The organism is Geodermatophilus marinus (assembly GCF_003428645.1).
Classification (GTDB): Bacteria; Actinomycetota; Actinomycetes; order Mycobacteriales; family Geodermatophilaceae; genus Geodermatophilus.
This window is the reverse complement of the sequence record NZ_QVQH01000004.1, coordinates 165,730-191,938: the sequence shown is the minus strand read 5'-3', so window position 1 is coordinate 191,938 and position 26,209 is coordinate 165,730. Positions and strand designations below refer to the sequence as shown.

Annotated in this window: 23 protein-coding genes; 15 read left to right on the top strand and 8 right to left on the bottom strand. The window is 76.6% G+C overall.

The window, feature by feature from the left end; translation table 11 throughout:
• Nucleotides 1-19 precede the first annotated feature (19 nt).
• Nucleotides 20-370, bottom strand: a complete 351-nt coding sequence (locus D0Z06_RS06655; RefSeq protein ID WP_117376573.1) for a Rieske (2Fe-2S) protein — start codon at nucleotides 368-370, stop codon at nucleotides 20-22.
• A gap of 108 nt (nucleotides 371-478) precedes the next feature.
• Here D0Z06_RS06655 and D0Z06_RS06650 point away from each other — a divergent pair, with 108 nt between their 5' ends.
• Both D0Z06_RS06650 and D0Z06_RS25265 read left to right on the top strand, forming a co-directional pair.
• Nucleotides 479-2,554, top strand: coding sequence for a TPM domain-containing protein (locus D0Z06_RS06650; protein ID WP_117376572.1), 2,076 nt, complete (start codon nucleotides 479-481; stop codon nucleotides 2,552-2,554).
• A gap of 35 nt (nucleotides 2,555-2,589) precedes the next feature.
• Nucleotides 2,590-4,563: a sensor histidine kinase gene (locus D0Z06_RS25265; RefSeq protein ID WP_158579895.1), complete on the top strand. Its 1,974-nt coding sequence runs from the start codon at nucleotides 2,590-2,592 to the stop codon at nucleotides 4,561-4,563.
• Here the strand turns inward: D0Z06_RS25265 and D0Z06_RS06635 are convergent.
• The gene (locus D0Z06_RS06635) at nucleotides 4,548-4,907 is read right to left on the bottom strand and encodes a hypothetical protein (RefSeq protein ID WP_147331982.1); all 360 of its coding nucleotides are present in this window, start codon (nucleotides 4,905-4,907) and stop codon (nucleotides 4,548-4,550) included. The two genes, D0Z06_RS25265 and D0Z06_RS06635, sit on opposite strands and share 16 nt — an antisense overlap.
• A gap of 79 nt (nucleotides 4,908-4,986) precedes the next feature.
• Between D0Z06_RS06635 and D0Z06_RS06630 the strand changes: the two genes are divergently transcribed.
• Together D0Z06_RS06630 and D0Z06_RS06625 are read left to right on the top strand one after the other, a co-directional pair.
• On the top strand, nucleotides 4,987-5,685 hold the full coding sequence (locus D0Z06_RS06630; protein ID WP_117376570.1) for a response regulator transcription factor: 699 nt from the start codon (nucleotides 4,987-4,989) through the stop codon (nucleotides 5,683-5,685).
• Nucleotides 5,686-5,940: 255 nt separating this feature from the next.
• Nucleotides 5,941-6,720 (top strand): VOC family protein, encoded by a 780-nt coding sequence (locus D0Z06_RS06625; RefSeq protein WP_117376569.1) that lies wholly within the window; start codon nucleotides 5,941-5,943, stop codon nucleotides 6,718-6,720.
• Nucleotides 6,721-6,792: 72 nt separating this feature from the next.
• Here D0Z06_RS06625 and D0Z06_RS06620 read toward each other — a convergent pair whose 3' ends face one another.
• From D0Z06_RS06620 to D0Z06_RS06605, 4 genes are all read right to left on the bottom strand, one after another.
• The gene (locus D0Z06_RS06620) at nucleotides 6,793-7,218 is read right to left on the bottom strand and encodes a PPOX class F420-dependent oxidoreductase (RefSeq protein WP_117376568.1); all 426 of its coding nucleotides are present in this window, start codon (nucleotides 7,216-7,218) and stop codon (nucleotides 6,793-6,795) included.
• A 50-nt stretch (nucleotides 7,219-7,268) separates the two neighbouring features.
• Nucleotides 7,269-8,234 (bottom strand): pirin family protein, encoded by a 966-nt coding sequence (locus D0Z06_RS06615; RefSeq protein ID WP_117376567.1) that lies wholly within the window; start codon nucleotides 8,232-8,234, stop codon nucleotides 7,269-7,271.
• A gap of 43 nt (nucleotides 8,235-8,277) precedes the next feature.
• Entirely contained in the window at nucleotides 8,278-9,189 is a 912-nt protein-coding gene (locus D0Z06_RS06610; protein ID WP_117376566.1) for a DUF5996 family protein, read from the bottom strand.
• Between the two features lie 72 nt (nucleotides 9,190-9,261).
• Nucleotides 9,262-10,251, bottom strand: coding sequence for a pirin family protein (locus D0Z06_RS06605; RefSeq protein WP_117376565.1), 990 nt, complete (start codon nucleotides 10,249-10,251; stop codon nucleotides 9,262-9,264).
• A gap of 320 nt (nucleotides 10,252-10,571) precedes the next feature.
• On the opposite strand from D0Z06_RS06605, the gene D0Z06_RS06600 reads away from it, so the two are divergent.
• The 3 genes from D0Z06_RS06600 to D0Z06_RS06590 are packed head-to-tail and all read left to right on the top strand — an operon-like array spanning nucleotide 10,572 to nucleotide 14,157.
• Nucleotides 10,572-12,296, top strand: a complete 1,725-nt coding sequence (locus D0Z06_RS06600; protein WP_117376564.1) for a circularly permuted type 2 ATP-grasp protein — start codon at nucleotides 10,572-10,574, stop codon at nucleotides 12,294-12,296.
• The gene (locus D0Z06_RS06595; RefSeq protein ID WP_117376563.1) at nucleotides 12,290-13,240 is read left to right on the top strand and encodes an alpha-E domain-containing protein; all 951 of its coding nucleotides are present in this window, start codon (nucleotides 12,290-12,292) and stop codon (nucleotides 13,238-13,240) included. Before D0Z06_RS06600 ends, D0Z06_RS06595 begins: the two co-directional genes overlap by 7 nt.
• Complete coding sequence (locus tag D0Z06_RS06590) at nucleotides 13,237-14,157, top strand: transglutaminase family protein (protein ID WP_199522170.1); 921 nt, start codon at nucleotides 13,237-13,239, stop codon at nucleotides 14,155-14,157. The genes D0Z06_RS06595 and D0Z06_RS06590 overlap by 4 nt, the downstream gene beginning before the upstream one ends.
• 26 nt (nucleotides 14,158-14,183) lie before the next feature.
• Here the strand turns inward: D0Z06_RS06590 and D0Z06_RS06585 are convergent, their stop codons facing one another.
• On the bottom strand, nucleotides 14,184-14,966 hold the full coding sequence (locus tag D0Z06_RS06585) for a hypothetical protein (protein ID WP_117376562.1): 783 nt from the start codon (nucleotides 14,964-14,966) through the stop codon (nucleotides 14,184-14,186).
• A 241-nt stretch (nucleotides 14,967-15,207) separates the two neighbouring features.
• Between D0Z06_RS06585 and D0Z06_RS06580 the strand changes: the two genes are divergently transcribed.
• From D0Z06_RS06580 to mnhG, 8 genes are all read left to right on the top strand, one after another.
• On the top strand, nucleotides 15,208-17,019 hold the full coding sequence (locus D0Z06_RS06580) for an ABC-F family ATP-binding cassette domain-containing protein (RefSeq protein WP_117376561.1): 1,812 nt from the start codon (nucleotides 15,208-15,210) through the stop codon (nucleotides 17,017-17,019).
• 130 nt (nucleotides 17,020-17,149) lie between these two features.
• Nucleotides 17,150-17,605, top strand: a complete 456-nt coding sequence (locus tag D0Z06_RS06575) for an SRPBCC family protein (RefSeq protein WP_117376686.1) — start codon at nucleotides 17,150-17,152, stop codon at nucleotides 17,603-17,605.
• Nucleotides 17,606-17,793: 188 nt separating this feature from the next.
• Nucleotides 17,794-20,676 carry a Na+/H+ antiporter subunit A gene (locus tag D0Z06_RS06570; RefSeq protein ID WP_199522169.1) on the top strand — a complete coding sequence of 961 codons (2,883 nt, stop codon included), beginning with the start codon at nucleotides 17,794-17,796 and terminating at the stop codon, nucleotides 20,674-20,676.
• Nucleotides 20,673-21,209, top strand: a complete 537-nt coding sequence (locus D0Z06_RS06565) for a Na(+)/H(+) antiporter subunit C (RefSeq protein WP_117376560.1) — start codon at nucleotides 20,673-20,675, stop codon at nucleotides 21,207-21,209. Before D0Z06_RS06570 ends, D0Z06_RS06565 begins: the two co-directional genes overlap by 4 nt.
• A complete protein-coding gene (locus tag D0Z06_RS06560; protein ID WP_199522168.1) occupies nucleotides 21,206-22,951 on the top strand; it encodes a Na+/H+ antiporter subunit D in 1,746 nt (581 codons plus the stop codon). The genes D0Z06_RS06565 and D0Z06_RS06560 overlap by 4 nt, the downstream gene beginning before the upstream one ends.
• Nucleotides 22,948-23,529, top strand: a complete 582-nt coding sequence (locus D0Z06_RS06555) for a Na+/H+ antiporter subunit E (protein ID WP_117376559.1) — start codon at nucleotides 22,948-22,950, stop codon at nucleotides 23,527-23,529. Before D0Z06_RS06560 ends, D0Z06_RS06555 begins: the two co-directional genes overlap by 4 nt.
• Nucleotides 23,526-23,876: a monovalent cation/H+ antiporter complex subunit F gene (locus D0Z06_RS06550; protein ID WP_117376558.1), complete on the top strand. Its 351-nt coding sequence runs from the start codon at nucleotides 23,526-23,528 to the stop codon at nucleotides 23,874-23,876. The genes D0Z06_RS06555 and D0Z06_RS06550 overlap by 4 nt, the downstream gene beginning before the upstream one ends.
• Nucleotides 23,860-24,264: a monovalent cation/H(+) antiporter subunit G gene (mnhG, locus tag D0Z06_RS06545; RefSeq protein WP_117376557.1), complete on the top strand. Its 405-nt coding sequence runs from the start codon at nucleotides 23,860-23,862 to the stop codon at nucleotides 24,262-24,264. The genes D0Z06_RS06550 and mnhG overlap by 17 nt, the downstream gene beginning before the upstream one ends.
• Before the next feature lie 85 nt (nucleotides 24,265-24,349).
• On the opposite strand, the gene leuA is transcribed toward mnhG, so the two are convergent.
• Nucleotides 24,350-26,101 carry a 2-isopropylmalate synthase gene (leuA, locus tag D0Z06_RS06540; RefSeq protein WP_233517498.1) on the bottom strand — a complete coding sequence of 584 codons (1,752 nt, stop codon included), beginning with the start codon at nucleotides 26,099-26,101 and terminating at the stop codon, nucleotides 24,350-24,352.
• Nucleotides 26,102-26,209 lie beyond the last annotated feature (108 nt).

Sequence of the window (26,209 nt, the reverse complement as noted above, 5' to 3'; positions counted from 1 at the left end):
GCCGCGGCCTGCGTCCCGCTCACTCCACGACGACGGCGTCGCCGCGGCGCAGGGCGCGGCGCACCCGCAACCGCAGCACGCGGGCGTAGGCGCGCACGAACTGCGTGTACCCGGGCGTCGGCCCGTGCCAGCCCAGGAACCCGCGCGGGCCCTGCACCATCCGCCCGGAGCGCACGTCGTAGCGGGCCTGGTGCCAGGGGCAGACCAGGCAGCCGTCGGCGTCGACGCTGCCCTCCGACAGGTCGGCCAGCTGGTGGCGGCAGCGGCGGGAGACGGCGAAGTACTCCCCGTCGCGGTTGCCGACCGCCCAGTCGCCGGCGCGGCGCACGGTGCCCGGCGGCAGGTCGGCGGCGGGGATCTGCTCGGGCACGTGTCCTCCTCGGGTTCCGGGTGGGCCGGCGGGCTCCTACCCACGACCGGGCGGCCGGACCCGTTCCGCTGGGTAGGGTCTCGCCGAGCCCGACACTGGAGGTCCCGCGTGCGCCGGCTGCCCGCCGTCCCCACCCTGCTGGCCACCCTGCCGGCTGTGGTGCTGCTGAGCGGCTGGCTCGTGCTGACCGGGGGGCCGGCGCTCGCCGAGCCCCCCTTCGACGTCCCGGGCGAGGTGACCGACCGGGCCGGCGTCCTCTCCGGGGCCGAGGCCGCCGAGGTCGAGGACGCCCTGGCCGGGCTGCGCGCCGAGGACGGCCTGCAGCTGTTCGTCGTCTACGTCGACTCCTTCGACGGCCAGGACGGCGTCGCCTGGGCCGACGCCACCGCCGAGGCCTCCGGCCTGGGCGTCGACGACGTGCTGCTCGCCGTGGCGGTCGAGGACCGGCGCTACGGGGTCTCGGTGGCCCAGGACGCGGCGGTGTCGGACGCCGACCTGCAGCGGCTGCTGCGCGAGGACGTCGAGCCGGCGCTGGCCGAGGACGACTGGGCCGGCGCGGCGACCGCCCTGGCCGCGGGGCTCTCCGGCGACGGGGCCGGCGGCGGGGACGGCGGAGGCGGCGGCCTGGGTGCCGTCGCGGTCGTCGGGGGCATCGCCGTGGTGGCCGGGGGGGCCTACGCGATCAGCCGGGCCCGCCGCCGGCGCTCGGCCGCGCCGCCGCAGCCGGCCGGCCCGCCCGACCCGCACGCCGGTGTCCCGACCGAGCAGCTGGAGGCCCGGGCCAGCACCGCCCTGCTCGAGCTGGACGAGGCGGTCAAGACCTCGCAGCTCGACCTGGACTTCGCCCGGCTGCAGTACGGGCAGGACGCCGTGGCCGGCTTCGGGGAGGCGCTCGCGGCCTCGCAGGAGGAGCTGGGCCGGGCCTTCGCGCTGCGCCAGCAGCTCGACGACGAGGTGCCGGAGGACGAGCCGACGCGCCGCCGGATGCTGGCCGAGGTGCTGGCGCTCACCGGCGCTGCCGACGCCCGTCTCGACGAGCAGGCGGAGGCGTTCGACCGGCTGCGCGACCTCGAGCGGACCGCGCCGGAGGCCCTGGCCGGGCTGCGCGCGCGGATCACCGCCCTGCACGGCCGGCTGCCCGCCGACGACGAGCGGCTGGCCGCGCTGCAGCGGCGCTACGCCGCCGCCGCGCTGGAGCCGGTCGCCGACAACCTGACCGAGGCCCGCGCCCGGCTGGCCGCCGCCGAGCAGGAGGTCACCGAGGCCGACGCGGCCCTGGCCGCCGGGCAGCCCGGCCAGGCGGTCGGGGACCTGCGCGCAGCCGAGGACGCCGTCGTCCAGACCGCCACCCTGCTCGACGCCGTGGCGCGGCTGGCGACCGACCTGGAGGCGGCGACCGGCCGGGTCGCCGCGGTCCGCACGGAGGTCGAGGAGGACCTCGCCGAGGCCCAGGCCCTGCTCGCCGCCCGCGCCGATCCCGGGCTGTCCGCACGGGTCGCCCGGGCCGAGGCCGCCCTGGACGCCGCGGGGACCGCGCTGCACCCCGACGGCGGCGCGCTGCCCGACCCGGCGGCCGCGCTGCGCCGGGTGGAGGAGGCCGCCGCCGCGCTGGACGCGGCCCTGGGCGCGGCCCGGGACGCCGAGGCGCGCGCCCGCCGCGCCGCCGCCGCGCTGGACCAGGCGCTGCTGTCGGCGCGCTCGGGGATCGCCGCGGCCGGGGACTTCATCGCCACCCGGCGCGGGGCGGTCGGCGCGGAGGCCCGCACCCGGCTGGCCGAGGCGCAGCGGCACCTCGACGTCGCGACCGCCCGGGCGGGCACCGACCCGGAGGGCGCCCTGCGGGAGGCGCAGCTGGCCGGCTCGCTGGCGCACCAGGCGCTGCAGCGGGCGCAGTCCGACGTCCGCGGCTGGGGCGGCGGGTACGGCGGGGGCGGGTACGGCCCGGTGCCCGGCGGGTTCGCCGGCGGCCGCGGCGGCGTGGACCTCGGCAGCCTCGTCCTCGGCGGGATCCTCTTCGGCGGGGGCGGCGGCGGGTACGGGGGGTCCCGCGGCGGCGGGTTCGGCGGGGCCGGCGGGCGGCGGTCGGGTGGCTCCGGCGGCGGGTTCGGCGGTGGCGGGCGGCGGTCGGGCAGCTTCGGCGGCTCCGGCAGCCGTGGACGGCGGGGCGCCGGCGGGCGGTTCTGACGCCGCGCGGGACGACCGGGCAGGGGGTGGCGGGCGTGCGACCGGTGCTGCGGACGGCGGCGTTCGCCGTCGCGTTCGCCGCCGCCGTGCTGCTCGGCCGGACCACCCGGCTGGAGGGCACCGACCTCGCCCTCGTGTGGCCGGCCGCCGGCGTGGCCTTCCTGTGGCTCTCCGGCACGTGGCGGCGCCGGTGGCTGCGGGCGGACCTCGTCGCCCTGTTCGGGGTCGCCGCCGTGCTGACGGCCCTGACGGGCGCCCCGGCCGGCCTCGCCGTGGCGCTGGGCGCGGCCGCCGTGGTCCAGGCCGTGGTCGGCGTCGCGGTCTGGGCGCGGCTGGCCGGTCCCGCGCGCGAGCTGCGCACCCGCCGCCAGCTGACCGGGCTGCTCGGGGGCGCGTTCGCCGGCGCCGCCGCCAGCGCGCTCGTCGGCCCGCCCGCGGTCCTGCTGGACGCCGCCGGAAACGCCCCCGCCGTGGTCGCGATCTGGGTGCTGCGCAACGCGGGGGGCGTGGTGGTCGTGGCCACCGTGGGCCTCCGCGTCCTCGGCCACCGCCCGGGCGACCCCGTCGGCCGGGTGCCCCGGCTCCCGGAGGCCGTCGCCCTCGGGGCGGTCACCGCCGCCGCGGTCGCGCTGGTCTTCGGTCCCGGCCAGGACCGGCCGGTGACCTACGCGCTGCTCCCGGTCGCGGTGTGGGCGGCGCTGCGCCTGCCCACGGAAGTGGCCACCGGGTGGGTCCTGGTCGTCACGGCGGCCGTCCTGGCGCTCACCCTGGCCGGCGACGGGCCGTTCGCCGTCGTGCCACCCCAGGACGGCGCCGTCCTGGCGCAGGGCTTCCTGCTCGTGCTCGCCGTGCTCGTCCTCCTCCTCGCCCTGGGCCGCGACGAGCGGGACCGGCTGGTCGACGAGCTGCGGGTGGCGGGGCGGCGGGCCGAGGACCAGCGGGTGGTGCTCGACGCCGTCCTCGACCGGCTGCCGGAGGGGGTCGTGCTGGTGGACCGGACCGGGCGCACCGTCGTCCGGAACCCGGCGGCGGCGGAGTTCTTCCCGGGCGAGTCCGAGTCGGTCGACCCGGCGCGCTGGCTGCAGGAGGTCGCGCCGCGCACCCCGGACGGCCGGCTCGTCCCGCTGCGGGACCTGCCCATGGTGCGGGCCGTCTCGGGGGAGGAGGTCGGTCCGGTCGACCTGCACACCGACCTCGGCGGCCGCGAGCGGGTGTTCGCGGTGACCGCCCGCCCGCTGCCCACCCTGGAGGGCGAGCTGGGGGCGCTCGCGGTCTACACCGACGTCACCGAGGACCGGATGCGGCAGGCCGAGCTCTCCTCGTTCGCCGGCGTGGTCGCCCACGACCTGCTCAACCCGCTGGCCGCGCTCGACGGCTGGCTGCGGGTGCTCGGGGGCACCGGTGGCGCGGCCGACCCCGGTGCGGCCGAGGCGCTGGTCCACGCGCGGGCCGTGGCCGGGCGGATGCGCGACCTGGTCACCGGGCTGCTGGCCTACAGCACGGCCCGCGACGCGGCGCTCGACCCGGTCGACGTCCCCCTCGCCCACGTGGTCGACGACGTCCTCGCCGACCACCTGGTGGACCGCGGCGACGAGCCGGAGCCGCGGTTCGACGTCGGCGACCTGCCGGTCGCGCACGTCGACCCGGTGCTGGTCCGGCAGCTGCTGGCCAACCTGGTGGGCAACGCGGTGAAGTTCGCCTGCCCGGGGGAGCCGGCCCGGGTGCACGTGCACGGCGGCGCCGGGCCCGGGGCCGACCGGGTGTGGGTGGAGGTCCGGGACGCGGGCGTCGGCATCCCCGAGGGCCGCCACGAGGAGGTCTTCGGCGACTTCGTCCGCGCCCGGCCCGCCGACGGGGGACCGCCGGGGACCGGTCTGGGGCTGGCCATCTGCCGCCGGATCGCCCGCCGGCACGGCGGTGACGTGACCGCGGCCCCCGCGCCCGGCGGGGGGACGACGGTGCGCGTGGTCCTGCCCGCGGCGCGGGCGGGCGCTCAGCCGCCCGGCTGACCCCGTCCCCCCGGGTCGTCCCGGCGGGCCTCCGGGTCCCCGAGCAGGACGACGGAGGCCCGCATGCCGTGCGACCGGGCCTCGGCGAGCTCGGCCGACAGCCGGTGCCCGCTCGACGGGGCCGGGGGGCGGCAGACGAAGACCAGGTCGGCGTCGCCGTCGATCGCGGCGGCCAGCCCCCCGGCCAGGGAGCCGGACACGGTGACCGCGTACCCGCGCAGGCGCAGGCCGTCGGCGAACGACCGGCTCCAGGGGGAGGCGTCCTCGACCAGCACCGCCCGCCCGGCGGGACCCGTCCCGCGGGGTCGTCGACAGGGGTCCGTCGTCCGCAGCGGGTCAGGCATGGGCCGACCCTGTCGCACGGCACCTGAAATCGTCCTGAGCGCGGCGCGGACGGCGGCGCGGGTGCGGCAGCATGGGGGGATGCCGGGGGGGACGGTGCTCGTCGTCGAGGACGAGGCGGAGGTCCGGACGCTGCTGCGCCGGGGCCTGGAGGCCGAGGGTTTCCGGGTGCTCACCGCCGGGGACGGCCGCAGCGCGCTGGCCGTCCTCGACCAGCGGGCCGTGGAGGTGGACGCCGTCGTCCTCGACGTCGGCCTCGGCGACAGCGACGGCCTGGAGGTCTGCCAGGCGATCCGCTCCCGCGGGATCGGCACGCCGGTGCTCTTCCTCACGTCGCACAGCCGGCTCCCCGACGTGCTGGCCGGGTTCGCCGCCGGCGCCGACGACCACATCGCCAAGCCCTTCGCCGTCGACGAGGTCGTGGTCCGGCTGCGGGCGGTGCTGCGCCGGGCCGGGGGCGCCGCCCCGGCCGCGGGGGCCGACGGACTGCACCTGGACCCGCACCGGCGGGTGCTCGTGGGGCCCGGCGGCGAGCGGACCGTCACCCCGATCGAGTTCCGACTGCTCGCCGCGCTGCTGGGCGCCGCGGGCGCGGTGGTCCCGCGCCGGGACCTGGTGACCGCGGGGTGGCCGGCCGGTGGGGTGGTGCACGACAACACCCTCGACCAGTACCTGTCCCGGCTGCGGCGGAAGGTGGCCGCCACCAGCGAGGGGGTGGTCGAGCTGCGCACGGTGCACGGCGTCGGCTACCGGGCGGTGGTCAGCGGCGGCGGGGGCTGACCCGCGGCGAGGTGCTCAGGCCGCGTTCAGGTCGGGCGGCGCAGAGTGGGGCACGACCGGTACCGGCCGCCTGCCCCCGTGCGCGGCCGGTTCCGGTCCGCCACCTCCTCCGCCCGCCCGCAGTGCCGGCACGACAGCCGGTGACCGGCGCGCCGGGCGCCGGCGCCCGCCCGGCCCGACCGGGCCCGAGGACGCCGGGAACCGTCGGTCCCCGGTGGGACGGTCCCCTCCCCGACACCGAGGAGGAGACACGACATGCCCACCCGAGACACCGCGTGGCCGGCCGGGACCCCGTGCTGGGTCGACTACGGCACGTCCGACGTCGACGCCGCCCGCGACTTCTACGCCGCCCTGCTGGGCTGGGAGTACACCGGCGGGGAGGCCGAGTACGGCGGCTACCTCAACGCCACCCGCGACGGTCGGCCGGCGGCGGGCCTGGGCCCGCTGATGGACCCCACCGCGTCCCCGAGCTGGACGACCTACCTCGCCACCGACGACGCCGCGGCCACCGCCGCCCGCATCCGCGAGGCCGGCGGCGCGGTGGTCGTGGAGCCGATGGAGGTCGGCCCGATGGGCACGATGGTCGTGGCGGCCGACCCCCAGGGCCACGCCTTCGGCCTGTGGCAGTCCGGCGAGCACACCGGCGTCCGGGTCTACAACGAGCCCGGCTCGCTGGCCTGGAACGAGCTGATGGTCGACGACCCCGCCGGCGCGCGCCGGTTCTACGGCGAGGTGTTCGGCTACAGCTTCGACGAGCTGCCCCCGGAGCAGGGCGGCGAGGAGGGGATGGACTACACCACCTTCGCCGCCGGGGGGAACCCGCTCGGCGGGCTCGGCGGGGCGCAGCCGGGTGTGCCCAAGGGCTGGCTGGTCTGCTTCGCGGTCGCCGACACCGACCAGGCCGTCGCCACGGTCGAGGCCCGCGGCGGCAAGGTCACCACCCCGGCGACGGACACCCCGTTCGGGCGCTTCGCGGTCGTCGAGGACCCGTGGGGCGCGCCGTTCACGGTCATGGGCCCGAACGCGGGCGGCTGAGCACCGGCCCGGGCCGGCGCGGACGGGGCGCGCCGGCCCGGGGACGGGGCAGCCTCGGCCGGAGCCGCCGGCCTAGGAGCCCAGCTGCCCGTAGGCGTGCTCCGGCCGGAACCGGACGACGAGCCGCCGGTCGGCGACCATGGCCGCCCGGTACTCCTCCCAGTCCTCGTGCTCGCCGGAGATGCCGCGGTAGTAGGCGACGAGCTCGTCCGCGGTGGCGTCGTGCGGGTCGGCGGCGACCGGGGTGAGCTCCGCGGTGCCCTCCACCGCCACCCACGACCAGAAGTCGGCCGAGGAGACGTGCAGCGTCACCCGCGGGTCCCGCTCGAGGTTGCGGGTCTTGGCGCGGTCGGCGGTCACCGACACCCGCACGAGCCCCTGCTCGCGGTCGAGGGCGTAGCCCACGTTGGACAACTGCGGCCGGCCGTCCCCCTTCACGGTGGCCAGCACGGCCCAGCGGTGCTCGGCCAGGAAGCCCAGCGCGCGATCGATGTCCATCAGCGTGCCCTGCCCATCAGCGTTCCCTGCCCATCAGCGTGCCCTGCCCATCAGCGTTCCCTCCCGCGGGCCTTGAGCGGCACCGGGGGCAGCGGGGGCGCCGCCAGCCGCTCGTCCGAGCCCGGGACCTCGCCGAACCGCGCGTCCCGGTCGTTCCACTGCTCGGCGTACCCGGCGATCTCGGCACCGGTGCGGCCGACGAAGTTCCACCACATCACGATCCGCTCGTCGAACGGCTCCCCGCCCAGCAGCAGCAGCCGCGCCGGTGCCCCGGCCCGCAGCCGCACCGAACGCCGGCCGGTGCCCAGGTAGAGCATCGCGCCGCGCGCGACCGGCGCCCCGGCGACGTCCGCCCCGCCCGTGGCGGCCAGCACGGCGTGCTCGAAGCCGGGCTCCAGCGGGATCTCGACGTCGGCGCCGGCGGCCAGGGTGAGGTCCGCGCCGACCAGCGGGGTGTGCGCCGTCCCCGGTGAGGTCGCGCCACCGAGCGAACCCATGAGCACCGTGGCGGCCAGCCCGTCGGAGTCGAACCCCGGCAGGCCGGTGTGGTGCTCGAAGGCCGGGGAGGTCTCCCGGCTGGCGTCGGGCAGGGCGACCCACAGCTGGGCGCCGTGCAGCATCCGCGGGTGCGGGACCGGGGAGTGCTCGGAGTGGGCGATGCCGTGCCCGGCGGTCATCAGCGCCAGCTCGCCGGGCCGCACCACGACGTCGCTGCCGAGGGAGTCCCGGTGGTGGACCTCGCCCTCCAGCAGCCAGGAGACCGTCTGCAGCCCGGTGTGCGGGTGCGGCGGCACCTGCATGCCGGGCGCCGTCGCGACGTCGTCCGGGCCGTAGTGGTCGACGAAGGCCCAGGCGCCGACCAGCCGGCGGCCCAGCGTCGGCAGCATCCGGCGGACCCGGGTGCTCTCCCCGAGCATCACCTCCTTGCCCGGCAGGAGGTCCAGCGCCGGTCCGGGTGCGGTCCCGGCCAGCCCGCCCAGCTCGCGGGCGGCCGGCCGGCGGTCCAGGTTGCTCATCGGGGTCCTCCTCGGGAGGGACGGCGGGCGCGGGCCGGGCGGTTCAGCCGGGCTCGGGGGCGGTGGGGCAGCGCAGCGCGTCGAGGTCCCAGCCGGCCCGCCGCGCGCCGGCGGCGTAGGCGCTCTCCAGGAAGTCGAGCACGGCGGCCCGCGGGTCGGGTGCGGTGCGCACGGCGGCGTAGGGCAGCAGCGCGAGGTGCCCGCCCCGGCTCTCGACCCACCGGGCGGCGTCCGGGCGCAGCGGCTCGTCGGTCAGCCCCGGCGGCTCCGGTGCGGTGTAGGAGTAGAAGGCGGGCTCGGGGACGCGGTCGTCGCCGAACCAGAACCCGGCGCTGATCACCTCGTGGGAGTAGGCCTCCCGGGTGACCGGGTCCACCTCGTCGGGCTGCTCGACCCGGCGGTCGGAGAACCGGGTGACCGCCACGTCGAACGTGTGCCAGAAGTGGTGCACCGGGCTGGTCTTGGCGTAGCTGCGCCCGGCGAACTCCTCGAGCACCTGGGCGACCTGGCCGAGGACGACCCAGTAGCGGGTCACCATCTCCCGGTCGTAGGAGGCGTGCTGCTCGTCCTCGGTGAACGGGGTGGCGTCGGCCAGGTCGAAGGGCACCGGCCGGTCGACGGTCGCCGGCAGGCCCAGGCCGTCCAGGGTGGCCAGCAGCCGCCGGTAGAAGCCCGCCACGGAGAGGCCGGGGAGGGCGAAGGAGGCCCGCCGCCCGTCGGCGACGGTGACCTCCAGCCGGTGGTCGACCAGGTCGAGGTCGATGCTGAACACCGGGTCCAGGCCCATCGGCCGGGTGGTCAGCCCGCGCCCGGTCAGGTGGAACGGCACGTGCCACCAGTGGTTGCGGCGCGGGCCGTGCGCCAGCCGCACCTTGCCGACGACCTGCAGGAAGCGGTGCAGCGTCTCCTTGGTGTCGGCCCAGTCCTCGAGCGGGATCGGGGGGAAGACGGCCACGGCGCGCTCCTCGGTCGGTGCCTCACAGGATGCCGGTCCCGGCGGCCGGGCGCCGCCGGGACCGGAGGGGGATCACTGCCCGCTCTCGCCCCGGACGGCGGCGTGCGGGACGCGCTGGGCCGGAATGCTGCCCAGCCGCCCGGCCTGGAAGTCCTCGAAGGCCTCGACGACCTCCTGCCGGGTGTTCATCACGAACGGGCCGTACATGGCGATCGGCTCGCGGATCGGGCGCCCGCCGAGGACGACGACGTCCAGGGCCGGCGTGCGCGACTCCTGGTGCACCGCGCCGCGGACGGTCACCGTGTCGCCGGGGCCCAGGACGGCGAGCTGACCGGTGCGCACCGGGGCGCCGTCGATGCCGACCGAGCCGGCGCCGGAGAGCACGTAGACCAGCGCGTTGAAGTCCGGCCGCCAGGGCAGGTCGAGGGTCGCGCCGGGGGAGACGGTCGCGTGCACCATCGCCATCGGGGTGTAGGTGGACCCGGGGCCGGTGTGCCCGCCGACCTCGCCGGCGATCACCCGCAGCAGGGCGCCGGCGTCCTGGCTGGCCAGCAGCGCCGCGCTGTTCGCGCGCAGGTCCTGGTAGCGCGGCTCGACCCACTTCTGCGCCCGGGGGAGGTTCACCCACAGCTGCAGGCCGTGGAACAGGCCGCCGCTGACCACCAGGTGCTCCGGCGGCCGCTCGATGTGCAGGACGCCGCCACCGGCGGTCATCCACTGGGTGTCGCCGTTGCTGATCGTCCCGCCGCCGCCGTGCGAGTCGGCGTGCTCGAAGGTGCCGTCGATGATGTAGGTGACGGTCTCGAAGCCGCGGTGCGGGTGCCACGAGGTGCCCTTGGGCTCGCCCGGGGCGTACTCGACCTCGCCCATCTGGTCCATGTGGATGAACGGGTCCAGGTCGCGCAGGTCGACGCCGGCGAACGCGCGGCGGACCGGGAAGCCCTCTCCCTCGAACCCGGAGGGGGCGGTGGTCACCGAGCGGGTCCGGCGGCGCACCGTCCCGGGTGCGGGCAGCGGGACCCGGGGCAGGGCGGTGGTGTCCTCGACGGTCACGGCAGGCATGCCGGCCTCCTTTGTTGAGGGCTCAACTAGCAGAGACTGTAGCGCCGGGCGGCCGCGTTGTCTTCCCGCCGTCGCCGTCCGCGGTCGCCGTCCGCGGTCGCCGTCCCTCCGTCGTCGCCCCTCCGTCGTGATCATGGACATCCGGTCGGACGACACGCCGTCCGCCGGCGTGTCGGCGGCGAGAACTCCATGATCACGGCGGGAGGGCGCGCGGGAGGGTGCGGGAGGACGGCGGGAGGACGGCTGGGACGGCGGTCGCCCCGGCGCGGCGCCACCCTGCGGACACGCGTCCGACACACGGCCGAACTAGGTTCGGGCCCATGGCGGACCTCTTCGACGGCTACCCCCTCGGGGAGCAGTGGGACGAGATGTTCGGGGAGGTCGGCCGGCCGCGGCCCGCCTACGCGGGGCTGCACACCTCGCTGCAGCCCATGGCCGGGGACGAGCTCTCCGCACGCGCCGACCTGCTCTCCCAGACCTACCGCGACGCCGGGGTCACCTTCGCCCACGCCGGCGAGGAGCAGCCCTTCCCGCTCGACATCGTCCCGCGGGTGATCGGCGCCGGGGAGTGGTCGCTGATCGAGCGCGGGGTGGCCCAGCGGGTGCTCGCCCTGGAGGCGTTCCTGGCCGACGTGTACGGCGCGGGGGAGGTGTTCGCCGACGGGCTGGTGCCGCGCAGCGTGGTCACCACCAGCGCGCACTTCCACCGGCAGGCGCACGGCCTGGTCCCGCCCAACGGGGTGCGGGTGCACGTCGCCGGAATCGACCTGGTCCGCGACGAGGCCGGCGACTTCCGGGTGCTCGAGGACAACCTGCGCTCGCCGTCCGGGGTCAGCTACGTCATCACCAACCGGGCGGCGATGAGCCAGGTCCTGCCCGAGCTGTTCGCCGACCACCGCATCCAGCCGGTCGCCGACTACCCGACCCGCCTGCTGGCCGCGCTGAAGGCCTCCGCGCCGGCGAACGTCCCCGACCCGACGGTCGTCGTCCTCACCCCCGGCGTCTACAACTCGGCCTACTTCGAGCACGCGCTGCTGGCCCGCCAGATGGGCGTCGAGCTGGTCGAGGGCCGCGACCTGGTGTGCGCCGGCAACCAGGTGAGCATGCGGACGACGGACGGCCAGCGCCGCGTCGACGTCGTCTACCGCCGCATCGACGACGACTTCCTCGACCCGGTGCACTTCCGCCCCGACTCGGTGATCGGCTGCGCCGGCCTGCTCAACGCCGCCCGCGCCGGCCGGGTGACCATCGCCAACGCGGTGGGCAACGGCGTCGCCGACGACAAGCTGCTCTACACCTGGGTGCCCGACCTGGTCCGCTACTACCTGGCCGAGGAGCCGCTGCTGGCCAACGCCGAGACCCACCGGCTCGACGAGCCCGACGTCGTCGAGTGGGTGCTCGACTCCCTCGACCAGCTGGTGCTCAAGCCGGTGGACGGCTCCGGCGGCAAGGGCATCGTCATCGGCCCGCGGGCCGACGAGCGCACGCTGGAGGAGCTGGCCGTCAGGGTGCGGGCGCGGCCGCGGGACTGGATCGCGCAGAAGCCGATCGGGCTGTCCACCTGCCCCACGCTGGTCGGCGGGCGGATCGCCCCCCGGCACGTCGACCTGCGCCCCTTCGCGGTCAACGACGGGGATCGGGTGTGGGTGCTGCCGGGCGGGCTGACCCGGGTCGCGCTGCCGGAGGGCGAGCTGGTGGTCAACTCCAGCCAGGGCGGCGGGTCCAAGGACACCTGGGTGCTCAGCCCGCCCCGGCCGGCGGCCGAGCCCGAGGAGGCCCCCGACCTCACCCGCATCGAGTTCAGCCCCGCCGACCTGGCCGAGGACCCGACCGCCCCGGACCCGGGCCCGGCCGGTGACCTGCTGGTGGACCAGTCCCAGCAGCAGCAGCAGCAGGAGGAGGACCTCGCTGCCCTCCACCGCTCGCACGCTCGCGGCGGGACCCTGCACCGAGGCCAGGAGGACGGCGGCACGCTCGCGTCGAGGCTCCGAGAGGGGCCGACCGCCGGGCGCGACGAGGAGGGGACGAGGACGTCCGCATGCTGAGCCGCATCGCCGAGTCGCTGTTCTGGATCGGCCGCTACGTCGAGCGGGCCGACGACACCGCCCGCATCCTCGACGTGCACACCCAGCGGCTGGTCGAGGACCCCTGGATCGACGAACGCAGCGCCTGCGCCAACCTGCTGGCCCTCATGGGCTCGCCGGTGCCGGGGGACGAGGCGGACACGGAGCGGGTGCTGGCCACCCTGGCCTTCGAGCGGGCCGGCCCCAGCTCGATCGTCGGCGCGCTCTCGGCGGCCCGGGAGAACGCCCGCGGCGCCCGCGAGGTGCTCTCGGCGGAGATCTGGGAGTCGCTCAACGTCACCCACAACGCCCTGCCGCAGCAGCGCACCATGGCCCGCCGGTACGGCCCGCACTCGCTGTTCCGGTTCGTCCGGGAGCGCTCGGCGATGGTGTTCGGCCTGGCCGACTCCACCATGAGCCGGGACGAGAGCTGGCTGTTCCTCGTCCTGGGCCGGTCGCTGGAGCGGGTCGACATGACCGCGCGGATCATCTCCACCCGCGTGCTCGGCGGGGACGCCGCGCCGTCCTGGACCCTCGTGCTGCGCTCCACCGGCGCCTACGAGCCCTACCTGCGCACCTACCGCGGCGTGGTCGACTCCAGCCGCGCGGCGGAGTTCCTGCTGCTGGACCGGCTGTTCCCCCGGTCGGTGTTCGCCGCGCTCGCGCAGGCCGAGGCCTGCCTGGCCGAGCTCGAGCGCTCCCCCGTGCGCGACGCCACCCGGGTCGGGGTGGCCGGCGAGGCGCACCGCATCGTCGGCCGGGCCCGCACGATGCTGGAGTTCATGGCCACCCCCGACCTGCTCGCCCAGCTGCCGGCCCGCCTCGAGGAGCTGCAGCGCACCTGCTCGCTGGCCAGCGGCGCGGTCACCAACCGGTTCTTCACCGAGCAGGCGCCCCAGGTGTGGGTGCCGGAGGGGGTCGCGTGAGGCAGGCGCAGACGCAGGGGCAGGCCCCGCCCCGGGCCGGTCACGGGGAGCGCCGCGGCCCGCGCCCGCCCGGGGACCGCTGGCGGCTGCAGGTCGTCCACCGCACCCGGTTCCGCTACGGCGGGCCGGTGCGCTCCTCGTACAACGAGGCCCGGCTGACCCCGGAGAGCAGCGCCCGGCAGACCACGCTGCGCTCGCGGGTGGAGATCGAACCGGCGGCGACCGCGTTCGCCTACCGGGACTACTGGGGCTCGACGGTGACCGCCTTCGACCTGCACACCCCGCACACCGAGCTGGTCGTCACCGGCACCTCCGTCGTCGAGGCGGGGGCCGACCCCGAGGAGCACGAGCACGTCGGGTGGGGAAGGCTGCGGGCACCGGTGGTCCGCGACCGGTTCGGCGAGCTGCTCGGCCCGACCCCGCTGACCCGGATGGACGACGAGGTGGTCGAGCGGCTCCGGGCCGCGACCGGGGACGCGCCGCCGCACGAGACCGGCGCCGCGGTCTGCCGGTTCGTCCGGGAGCACATCGGCTACCTCTCCGGTGCCACCAGCGTGAAGACCAACGCGATGCAGGCCTGGGCCGCCGGCAAGGGCGTCTGCCAGGACATCTCGCACGTCACCGTCGGGCTGCTGCGCGCCCTCGGCCTGCCCGCCCGCTACGTCTCGGGGTACCTGCACCCCGAGCGGGAGGCCGGGGTCGGGCACACGGTCACCGGCGAGAGCCACGCCTGGGTGGAGTGGTGGGACGGCGGCTGGTGCGGCTTCGACCCGACCAACTCGGTGGAGATCGGGCCGCGGCACGTCACGCTCGGCCGGGGCCGCGACTACTCCGACGTCCCCCCGTTCAAGGGCATCTTCTCCGGCCCCGGCAGCGAGGGGCACACGGTGACCGTGGAGGTCACCCGGCTGGCCTAGCCGGGACGGCCCCGCCACCGGCCCGCTCAGAAGCCCTTGAGCAGCCGGGCCACCCCGGTGAGGGCGTCGCCGTCCGCCTCCTCGGGCAGCACCTCGCAGCGCGGGGCCAGCCGCGGTGACCAGTGCACCGGGGCGGCGTCCAGCCAGTCGGCGCCCGCGTCGGTGAGCCGGCCGTCGCTGCGCAGCGGCGCCCAGCCGCGCAGCAGCCGCAGCGCCTCGCCCAGCGTGACCAGCGACCGGGCCACCCCGCGCCGGCGCAGCCCCGGGTCGACGGTGACGGCGTCGACGATGCCGGAGCGGGTCCACCAGCGGACCTCCCCGACGCGGTCGGCCATCGGCAGCCCGGCCGCGGCGACCTGGTGCGGGGCGACCAGCGTCCCGGGGGCGAAGGCGTCGCCGCGGAAGGCGAGCAGCGACGTGGCGGGCACCGGGCTGCTCGCGTGCGAGACCTCGGCGAACCACAGCGGCGGGCAGGTCCCCGCCACGGCGTCGCCGAACGCGACCCCGACCGGCGTGCCGTCGCAGGCGCGGTAGCGCAGGTCGACCAGCCAGCCGGCCGGCCGCCGTCCCCGGGACTCGAGGGTGGTGAGGTCGACGGGGGTGCCGTCGGGGAAGCGGGTGGAGTTGACCGCGACCAGTGAGTGCTCCCGCGAGGCCGCCCCGTGCTCGGCCAGCCGGGCCCACCAGACGGTGACCGGCCGGGGCGCGGCCTCCCGCGTCGCGCGGCGGACGGCGACCAGCGTCGCCCGCGCTGAGTGGGCCGCCCGGAGCGGGTGGGTGGTCCTCTGGGCGATCAGAGCCGCGGTCATCTGCGTACCTCCTGCTGTGCCCCCGTGCGGGAACGCTCTCGACGGGCCCGACTCTCGGGCGCGCTGCTTGTACGGCCCTTGCGGGCCACTTGCGGGGATCCCCCGGCGCCCCGGCAGCCTCCGGGCGGGGCCGTCCCGGCGGCCAGGGGCCGCTGTCCCGTCCCGCGTCCCGGGCCCCCCGGGACGCCCCCGCGCCGACGGCGGACACTGGTCGGGTGAACCCGCCGACGCCGACCGCCCGATGAGCGCCCCCGTCAACCTGGTCAACCTCGAGCGGGTGCAGAAGGCCCACGGCACGACCGTCCTGCTCGACGACGTCTCCCTGGGCGTCGCGGCGGGCGAGCGGATCGGCGTGGTCGGGCGCAACGGCAGCGGCAAGTCCACGCTGCTCGGAGTCCTCACCGGGCGGGAGGAGCCCGACGCCGGCCGCGTCACCCGGCGCGGCGACCTCGCCCTGGGGGTGCTCGACCAGTCCGGCACCCTCCCGCCCGGGGCGACGGTGCGCGACGTCGTCCTGCCGGGGAGCCTGTTCGCCGCCGAGCACGAGTGGGCCGCCGACCCGGCCGTGCGCAGCGTCCTCACCGGCCTGGAGCTCGACCGGCTCGGCCTCGACGCACCGGTCGCGCCGATGTCCGGTGGCGAGCGCCGCCGGGTGGCGCTGGCCGCCCAGCTCGTGCGGCCGCTGGACCTGCTGGTCCTCGACGAGCCCACCAACCACCTCGACGTCGAGGGCGTGGCCTGGCTGGCCGGGTACGTCCGCGAGCGGGTCGGTGCGCTGGTGGTGGTGACCCACGACCGCTGGTTCCTCGACGAGGTCTGCACCACCACCTGGGAGGTCGCCGACGGCCGGGTGCACTCCTACGACGGCGGGTACGCGGCCTACACCTTGGCCTGCGCCGAGCGGGCCCGCGTGGCCGCGGCCACCGAGGAGCGCCGGCTCAACCTCGTCCGCAAGGAGCTGGCGTGGCTGCGCCGCGGGCCGCCCGCCCGCACCAGCAAGCCGCGGTTCCGCATCGAGGCCGCCCAGGCGCTGATCGCCGACGAGCCCCCGCCGCGGGACTCGCTCGCCCTGGCCGGCTTCGCCGCCCGGCGGCTGGGCCGGACGGTCTACGACGTGGAGGAGGTCTCCTACGCGGTGCCGGGGGACGACGGCCCCCGCGCGCTCTTCCGGGACCTGACCTGGCACGTGGGCCCCGGCGACCGGATCGGCGTGGTCGGCGTCAACGGCGCCGGCAAGACCTCCCTGCTGCGGCTGCTCGTCGGCGAGACCGAGCCCGACCGCGGCCGGGTGGTGCGGGGGCAGACCGTCGCCCCGGCCTACCTGTCGCAGCACGTCACCGAGCTCGACGGCCGGCTGCGGGTGCTGGAGGCGGTGCAGGAGGTGGGCCGGATCGTGCGGCTGGCCGGCCAGGAGATCTCGGCGTCGTCCCTCGCCGAGCGCTTCGGGTTCCCGGCCGCGCGCCAGTGGACGCCGGTCGGCGACCTCTCCGGCGGCGAGCGGCGCCGGCTGCAGCTGCTGCGGCTGCTCATGGCCGAGCCCAACGTGCTGCTGCTCGACGAGCCGACCAACGACCTGGACATCGACACCCTCACCGCGCTGGAGGACCTGCTGGACGGGTTCCCCGGCACGGTGCTGGTGGTCAGCCACGACCGGTACTTCGTGGACCGGGTGTGCGACTCCGTGGTCGCGCTCATGGGCGACGGCTCGCTGGCCGCGCTGCCCGGCGGGGTGGAGGAGTACCTGGCCCGCCGCGCCGCGGGGGAGGCGCAGCTGCCCTCCACCGCACCCGCGGGGCCGACCCCGGGGACGGCGCCGGCCGGGGCGGCCCGCCCCGCGGGGGAGGTGCGCGCCGCCCGCAAGGAGGCCACCCGGCTGGAGCGGCGGCTGGAGCGGCTCACCGCGGAGGAGGAGCGGCTGCACGCGGAGCTGGCCGCGGCGGCCACCGACCACGCCCGCGTCCTCGAGCTCGACGGCCGGCTGCGGGCGCTGCTGGCCGAGAAGGACCAGGTGGAGACCGACTGGCTGGCCGCGGCCGAGGTCGCCGAGGGCTGACCGGCCGGGTCCGGCCGTCCGGGGCCCGCCGGCCGGCGGTGCGAGCCCCGCGCGGGGCGGGGCCGTCACCCCCCGGTGGCAGGGTGTCCCGTGCGCCGGTGGGGTGCCGGTGACGACGGAGGAGGGCGACGTGCGGGACGTGGAGGTCCGCCGGCACGCGGCGGCGCCGGTGGAGCGGGTCTGGGCGGTGGTGACCGACCTCGAGGGCTCTCCTCGGGTGGTCAGCGGGATCGAGTCGGTGGAGGTGCTCACACCGGGGCCCTTCGGGGTCGGGACGCGCTGGCGGGAGACGCGCCGGATGATGGGCAGGTCGGCCACCGAGGAGATGACCGTGACCGCGGTCGAACCGCAGCGGGCGTACACGGTGGAGGCCGACGGCCCCGGCGTCCGCTACGTGTCGACGCTCCGGGTCGAGCCGTCCCCCGGCGGCGGGACGGACGTGGTGATGACGTTCGGCGGCCGGCCGACGACCACCCTGGCGCGGGTCCTGGGTGCCGTCACCGGCCCGATCGGCCGGCGCGCGGTGTCCTCGGCCCTGAGCCGCGACCTGGCCGACATCGCGGCGGCGGCCGAGCGGGGCAGCTGAGCCGGCACCGGCACCGGTCCGTGTCGCTGGTGACCCCCGGGCGCTGAGCCGGAGCAGCCGCGAACACGCGGTTTCCCCGGTGACGGACGGCGGTACTGCACTGCTGGGTGCCCCGGCCCGCGCGGGATGGCGGCTGCCCTCGTCGACCAGGCCCGTCGGCGATTCGTCACCGCCGACCCGGGAGCCCCGTGACCGTCCTGCTGCTGGCGCACCTGGCGGCCGCGCTCGCGGCCCCCCTCCTGGTGCGGTGGTGGGGGCGGCAGGCGTTCCTCGCGCTGGCGCTCGTGCCGGCCGCCTCCTTCGGCTGGGCCCTCGCGCAGCTGGGCACCGTGCTCGACGGCGGCGAGGTCCGCGACACGGTCCCGTGGGTGCCCACGCTCGAGCTGGCCGTCGAGCTGCGGCTGGACGCGCTCGCGCTGACCTTCGCCGCCCTGGTCACCGGGGTCGGCGCGCTGGTGCTCCTGTACTGCGCCCGCTACTTCGAGCCGGACGAGGAGGGCACCGGGCGGTTCGCCGCCGAGCTGACCGCCTTCGCCGGCTCGATGCTGGGGCTGGTCCTCGCCGACGACGTCTTCCTGCTCTACGTCTTCTGGGAGCTGACCACCGTCTTCTCGTTCCTCCTCATCGGGGGAGCGGGCGGCCAGGTCGCCGGGCGCCGGGCCGCCTCCCAGGCGCTGGTCCTGACGACCGCCGGCGGCCTGGCCATGCTGGCGGGGCTGATCATGGTCGCGCAGGCCAGCGGCAGCACCCTGCTGTCGGAGATCGTGGCCGACCCCGGCAGCGGGCCGCTGCTGACCTGGGGCACGGTGCTCGTGCTGCTGGGTGCGCTCACCAAGTCGGCGATGGTGCCCTTCCACTTCTGGCTGCCGGCCGCGATGCAGGCCCCGACCCCGGTCAGCGCGTACCTGCACGCGGCCGCGATGGTCAAGGCCGGCATCTACCTGGTCGCCCGGCTGGCGCCCGGCTTCGCCGACGTCCCCGGCTGGCGGCCGATCGTGCTCGGCGTCGGCGTGGCGACCATGCTGCTCGGCGGCTACCGGTCGCTGCGGCAGTACGACCTCAAGCTGCTGCTGGCCTTCGGCACGGTCAGCCAGCTCGGCTTCCTCATGACCCTCGTCGGCGCGGGCAGCCAGGAGCTGGCCACCGCCGGGCTGGCCATGGTGCTCGCCCACGGGTTGTTCAAGTCCACGCTGTTCCTGAGCGTCGGCGTCCTCGACCACGCCACCGGGACCCGGGACCTGCGGGAGCTCTCCGGCCTGGGACACCGGCTGCCCTGGCTGGCGACCGCCGCCGTCCTCGCCTCGGCGTCGATGGCGGGGCTGCCGCCGTTCCTGGGCTTCGTCGGCAAGGAGGCGGCGTTCACCGGGCTGTGGGAGGGCGGGGTGCCCGACCGGGCCGCCGCCTGGACGGTGCTGGCCGGCATCGTGCTCGGCTCGGTCCTCACCGTCGCCTACACCGCGCGGTTCCTGTGGGGGGCCTTCGCCCGGAAGCCGGGGCTGCCCGAGGCGGCTCCGGCCGAGCTGGAGCACCCGCCGGGCCCGCTGTTCCTCACCGCCCCGCTGGTGCTCGGCGTCGCGGGGCTGGTGGCCGGCCCGCTGAGCTCCTCGATCGACCCGCTGGTGGCCGCCTACTCCGAGACCCTGCCCGTGCTGGCCGAGGAGGCCGAGCACCTGGCGCTCTGGCACGGGCTGCAGCCGGCGCTGGCCCTCTCGGCGCTGACCCTGCTCGGCGGCCTGGGCCTCCACGCCGCCCGCGACCGCGTGTCGGCCGCGCAGCGGCGGGTGGCGGTGCCGGCGTCGGCCAACAGGGGCTACTGGAACCTGCTGCAGGGCGTCGACCGGCTCGCCGTCCTGGTCACCGGGACGACGCAGCGCGGCTCGCTGCCCACCTACCTCGGCGTCATCCTCGTCGTCGTCCTCGTGCTCCCGGGGGTCGTGCTGCTCACCCGCGCGCCGTGGCCGGAGGGCTGGCGGGCCTGGGACAGCCCGCTGCAGGGGCTGATCGCCGTCGCCGTGCTGGCCGCGGCCGTCATGGCGGTGCGCATCCGGTCGCGGCTGTCCGCGGCGATCGTCGTGGGCATCACCGGGTACGGGCTCGGCGCGCTGTTCGTCGTCCACGGCGCCCCGGACCTCGCGCTCACCCAGGTCCTCGTCGAGACCATCACGCTGGTCGCCTTCGTGCTGGTGCTGCGCAAGCTGCCCAAGGACGTCGGTGGGCGGGACCGGCCACGGGTGCGGTGGGCCCGCGGCGCGGTCGCCCTCGCCGTCGGCTGCTTCATGGGCCTGGCCGGCGCCGTCGCGCTCGGCGCGCGCACCGCCGACCCGGTGTCCGAGCCGTTCCCCGAGCTGGCCGACGTGATCGGGCACGGCTACAACGTCGTCAACGTGACGCTGGTCGACATCCGCGCCTGGGACACCTTCGGTGAGATCTCGGTGCTGGTCGCCGCCGCGACCGGCGTCGCCAGCCTGGTGTACCTGCGCGGCCGGCCCGGCGCGCCCGAGCGGGCCGACTCCGACGCCGGCGCCGGCGCGGGGCCGCCCCGCCGCGCCCCCCGCCGGGAGTGGCTGGCCGCCACGGCCACGCTCGACCCGCGGCGCCGGTCGGTCATCCTCGAGGTGGTCACCCGGCTGCTGTTCCACGCGGTGCTCGTCCTGTCGGTCTACCTGCTGTTCGCCGGGCACAACCAGCCCGGCGGCGGTTTCGCCGGGGGGCTGGTGGCCGGCCTGGCGCTCGTGCTGCGGTACCTCGCCGGCGGGCGCTACGAGCTGGGCGAGGCCGCGCCGGTCGACCCCGGCCGGCTGCTCGGGCTCGGCCTGCTCATCGCCGGCGGCACCGGGGCGACCTCCCTGGTGCTCGGGGAGGCCGTCTTCGAGAGCGCCTACCTCTCCGGCACCCTCCCGGTCCTCGGCGAGGTCTCCCTGGCCACCGCGCTGTTCTTCGACATCGGCGTGTACCTGGTCGTGGTCGGCCTGGTCCTCGACGTGCTGCGCAGCCTCGGGGCGGAGCTGGACCGGCAGGAGGACGAGGAGCCCGCGGTGGAGCGCGCCCCGGAGGAGGTGATCGCGCGGTGACGCCGACCGTCGTGTTCCCCGTGCTCGTCGCCGGCCTGTACGCGGCCGGCGTCTACCTGCTGCTGGACCGCAGCCTCACCCGGGTGCTGCTGGGCTTCCTCCTGCTGGGCAACGCCACCAACCTGCTCCTCCTCTCGACCAGCCGGGCCGGCGAGCCGCCGATCGTCGGCACCGCCGAGCCGGCGGAGATGGCCGACCCGCTGCCGCAGGCCCTGGTCCTCACCGCCATCGTCATCACCTTCGGGGTCTCGGCCTTCCTGCTCGCCGTCATCCACCGCTCGTGGCGGCTGGTGCGCCGCGAGGTCGTCGAGACCGACGAGGAGGACCGCCGGGTGGCCGCCCGGTCGCCGCGGCAGGGCGACGCGCTGGACCCGGACGACCTGGACCCCGGTGACCTGTCCCGGGAGGAGCGGGCCGTGGGCCGCGCGGTCGGCGGCCCCGGGGACGACGTCGAGCACCGGTTCGGCGAGCGGTTCCCGGACGCGGCCTCCGACGACGTCGACCTGCCGCCGACCCGCGGGGCCGCACGGTGATCCGCGTCCTCGCGCCGCTGCCGGTGCTGCTGCCCCTGGCCGGGGCGGCGCTCTCGCTCGTCCTCGGCCGGTTCGCCCGGACCCAGCGCGCGCTCAGCACCCTGGTGCTCGGCGCGGTGCTGGCGGTGTCGGTCGCCCTGCTGCTGCTCGCCGACGCCGACGGCGCCGCGGCGGTCGCGGTCGGCGACTGGCCGGTGCCCCAGGCGATCATGCTGGTCGTCGACCGGCTGTCGGCCCTCATGCTGGTCGTGGCGTTCACCGTCGGGTTCGGCGTGCTCCTGTTCGCGGTCGGCCAGGGCTGGGCCGACGGTGCCGAGCGGTCCCCGGTGTCGATCTTCCACCCGACGTTCCTGGTCCTCATGTCCGGCGTCGCGTTCGCCTTCCTCGCCGGGGACCTGTTCAACCTCTACGTCGGTTTCGAGGTGCTGCTGACGGCCAGCTACGTGCTGCTGACGCTCGGCGGGTCGGCGCCCCGGATCCGCGGCGGCATCACCTACATCATCGTCAGCCTGCTCAGCTCGCTGCTGTTCCTCGCCGCCATCGGGCTGGTCTACGCCGCCGCCGGCACGGTGAACATGGCCCAGCTGTCGATCCGGCTCGCCGAGCTGCCCGCGGGCACCGTCGTGCTGCTCGAGGCGCTGCTGCTGGTGGCCTTCGGGATCAAGGCGGCGGTCTTCCCGCTGTCGGCGTGGCTGCCCGACAGCTACCCGACCGCCCCGGCACCGGTCACCGCGGTCTTCGCCGGCCTGCTCACCAAGGTGGGCGTGTACGCGATCATCCGGACCCAGACCCTGCTCTTCCCGGGCGAGGCGCTCACGACCGTGCTCATGTGGGCCGCGCTGGCCACGATGCTGGTCGGCATCCTCGGGGCCATCGCGCAGACCGACATCCGCCGGATGCTGTCGTTCACCCTGGTGAGCCACATCGGCTACATGGTCTTCGGCGTCGCCCTGGGCACGGTGGCCGGCCTGGCCGGCGCGGTGTTCTACGTCGTCCACCACATCGTCATCCAGGCGACGCTGTTCCTCGTCGCCGGCCTCGTCGAGCGCAAGGGCGGCTCCACCGCGGTGCCCCGGCTCGGCGGGCTGGCGGCCGCCTCGCCGCTGCTCGCCGTCCTCTACCTCGTCCCGGCGCTGAACCTGGCCGGCATCCCGCCCCTGTCGGGGTTCCTCGGCAAGCTCGGCCTCCTGCAGGCCGGCGTGGCGGCCGGCGGGGTGCTGCCCGGCCTGCTGGTCGCGGGCGGCGTGGTCACCAGCCTGCTCACCCTGCTGGCGGTGGCGCGGGTGTGGACCCGGTCCTTCTGGCGGCCGGTGGGCCAGGACATCGGCGCCGACACCGCCCGGGCCGCGGCCGCCGCCGACGACAGCCGGGCGGACAGCGGGCCCGACCCCGACGTCCCCGGGGAGGACGACGAGCCGGCCGCGCACGGCGCGTCCTCGTCGGGGCTCGGCACGACGCGCGCCGGCGCCCGCGCCGCGGCGTGGGAGCGGCGGACGGCGGTGGCCACGGCGCACGACGAGCTCGCCGCCGACGGCGTCCGCGGGCGCGCGGAGGAGCGGCTGCCCGGCGCGCTGGTGGGGGCGACGGGGCTCATGGTGGCGGTCAGCGTGGCCCTCACCGTCATCGCCGGCCCGCTGTACGCGCTGGCCGACCGGGCCGCCGCCGACCTGCTGGAGCGGACGCCCTACCAGGAGGCCGTGTACGGCGAGGGGCCGGCCGAGTCCGCGGAGGGGGTCCCGTGAGCCCCGGGCCGATCGCCCCGCCCTACGTCCGCCAGCTGCCGCTGCTGGGCTGGCTGACCCTGGTGTGGGTGCTGCTCTGGGGCACCTTCTCGTGGGCGAACCTGCTCAGCGGGCTGCTCGTCGCCGTGCTGGTCACCTGGCTGCTGCCGCTGCCGGCGGTCACCGAGCACGCGCGCCTGCACCCGTGGCCGGTGCTGCTGTTCGCCGGGGCGTTCCTCAAGGACCTGGCCGTCTCCAGCGTCGTGGTCTCCTGGGAGGCGCTGCGCCCCGGTGGGCCCGTCCGCTCGGCGATCATCGAGGTGCAGCTGCGCACGGACTCGGACCTGCTCATGACGATCGTCAGCGAGACGCTGACCCTGGTCCCGGGTTCGCTGGTCCTGGACGCCGACCGGGAGCGCAACGTGCTGCTCATGCACGTGCTGCCCGTGCGCGACCTGGACGAGGTGGAGCGCCAGCGCGCGAGCGTGCTCGAGGTGGAGGAGCGGGTGGTGCGCGCCTTCGGCAGCCGGGCGGAGATCGCGGCCGTGGAGCGCGCGGTCCGCCGGGAACGGGCGACGGCCGGGGGAGTGCAGCGGTGAGCGTCGTCGCGGTGGTCGCCTTCGCCCTGCTGGGCGCCGGCGCGCTCCTGTGCCTGGTGCGGGTGGCGCTCGGGCCCTCGCTGCTGGACCGCGTCGTCGCCACCGAGACCCTGCTGGCGATCGTCACCGCCGGCCTGGCCGCGCACGCGGCCCTCGCGCGCGACACCACGGTGGCCGCGGTGCTGCTGGCGGTGACCCTGCTCGGGTTCACCGGGGCGGTGGGCGTGAGCCGCTACGTCGGCGGCATGCTCGTCCGGTCCTCCGACGACGGGCGGGACGTCGGCCTGCCGATCGCCGCCGAGGAGCGGGCGTCCGTGGAGAGGGGGGCAGGTGCAGACCGTCGCTGACGTCGTCGCCGTCGTCCTCGTGCTGCTGGGCTGCACCCTGGCCCTCGTGGCGGGCCTGGGCCTGCTCCGCTTCCCGGACGTCGTCTCCCGGCTGCACGCGGGGACCAAGCCGCAGGTGGCGGGGGTGCTGCTGATCGTCCTGGGGGCGGCGATCCGGCTCTGGGGCGAGCCGGCGATGTGGACGGTCCTGCTGGCCGGCTTCCTCCAGTTCCTGACCGCGCCGCTGTCGGCGCACATGGTGAGCCGGATCGCCTACCGCCGCCGGCACCTGCGTCGCGACCTGCTGGTCGTGCACGAGGCGGAGCCGCCGCCGCCCCCGCCGGGGCAGCCCCGGGGGGACGAGCCCGCGGACGCCCCCGCGCCGTCGGCCGACCACGGGTCGCGGTGAGCGCCGGGCCGGTGCGCCCGGGAGCCGGTGCTGGGGCCGGTGGTCCCGGGAGCCGGTCCGAGCGGACCGGCCCCCGGGTGCGACCTCAGGCCTGGCGGTGCGCCCGGTTCACCGCCGACACCACGGCGCGCAGCGACGCGGTGAGGATGTTCGGGTCGATGCCCACGCCCCACAGGACGCGGTCGCCGACGGCGCACTCGACGTAGGCGGCGGCCCGGGCGTCGCCCCCGGCGGACATCGCGTGCTCGGCGTAGTCGAGCACGCGCAGGTCGACGTCCACCGACCGCAGCGCGTCGACGAAGGCGGCGATCGGTCCGTTGCCCCGGCCCTCCACGGTCACCGGCACGCCGGCGTCGACCAGCTCGACGACCATCTCGTCGAGCTGCTCCCCGTGCGCGGTGTGCCGGTGGCCGGCCAGGGCAAAACGGCCCCACGGGGCGTCGGGGTCGGGCAGGTACTCGCTGGTGAAGGCCGCCCACATCTGGCCGGCGGTCACCTCGCCGCCCTCGTCGTCGGTGTGCCGCTGGATGACCGCGCTGAACTCGATCTGCAGCCGCCGCGGCAGGTCCAGGTGGTTCTCGGTCTTCATGATGTAGGCGACGCCGCCCTTGCCGGACTGGCTGTTCACCCGGATGACGGCCTCGTAGCTGCGGCCGACGTCCTTGGGGTCGATCGGCAGGTACGGCACCGCCCAGGGCATGTCGGCCACCGGCGTGCCGGCGGCCTGCGCGTCGGCGGCCAGCGCCGTGAAGCCCTTGTTGATCGCGTCCTGGTGCGAGCCGGAGAACGCGGTGTAGACCAGGTCGCCGCCGTAGGGGTGCCGCTCGTGCACGCCGAGCTGGTTGCAGTACTCGACGGTGCGGCGGATCTCGTCGATGTCGGAGAAGTCGATCTCCGGGTCGACGCCCTGGCTGAACAGGTTCAGGCCGAGGGTCACCAGGTCGACGTTCCCGGTCCGCTCGCCGTTGCCGAACAGGCAGCCCTCGATGCGGTCCGCGCCGGCCCGGTAGCCCAGCTCGGCGGCCGCCACGGCGGTGCCCCGGTCGTTGTGCGGGTGCAGGCTGAGCACGACGGCGTCGCGGCGGCCCAGGTGGCGGTGCATCCACTCGATCTGGTCGGCGTACACGGTCGGCTCGGCCATCTCGACCGTGGCCGGCAGGTTGACGATCGTCGGCCGGTCGGGGGTGGGCTCCCACACGTCGGTGACCGCGTTGCACACCTCGACGGCGAAGTCGAGCTCGGTGCCGGTGAACGACTCGGGGGAGTACTCGTAGAAGACCTCGGTGCCGGTCATCTGCTCGGCCAGCTTGTGCACCAGCTGCGCGCCGTGGACGGCGATGTCGACGATCCCGGCGCGGTCGGACCCGAAGACGACCCGCCGCTGCAGCGTGGAGGTCGAGTTGTAGAGGTGGACGATCGCCTGCCGGGCGCCCTTGAGGGACTCGAAGGTGCGCTCGATCAGCTCGTCGCGGGCCTGGGTGAGGACCTGGATCGTGACGTCGTCCGGTACCAGGTCCTCCTCGACCAGCTGCCGGACGAAGTCGAAGTCGGTCTGGCTGGCCGCCGGGAAACCGACCTCGATCTCCTTGTAGCCCATCCGCACCAGCAGCTCGAACATGCGGCGCTTGCGGTCGGGGGTCATCGGGTCGATCAGCGCCTGATTGCCGTCGCGCAGGTCCACCGCGCACCAGCGGGGTGCGGTGGTGGTGACCTTCTCGGGCCAGGTGCGGTCGGGCAGCACGACCGGGGTGAAGGGGGCGTACCGGTGCACCGGCATGCCCGACGGGCGCTGCGGGTTGCGGACGTGCGGGTGGTTCTCGCTCAGGTTCCTGCTCACGGGGGGTCGCTCCTCTGGCGCGGGCTGGACTCAGCTCCGGTGGGGGCGGTCAGCGCGGGGCGCCGGGGACGCACTCGGTCGCGGCGAGATCTCCGCGGCGAGGGGGCC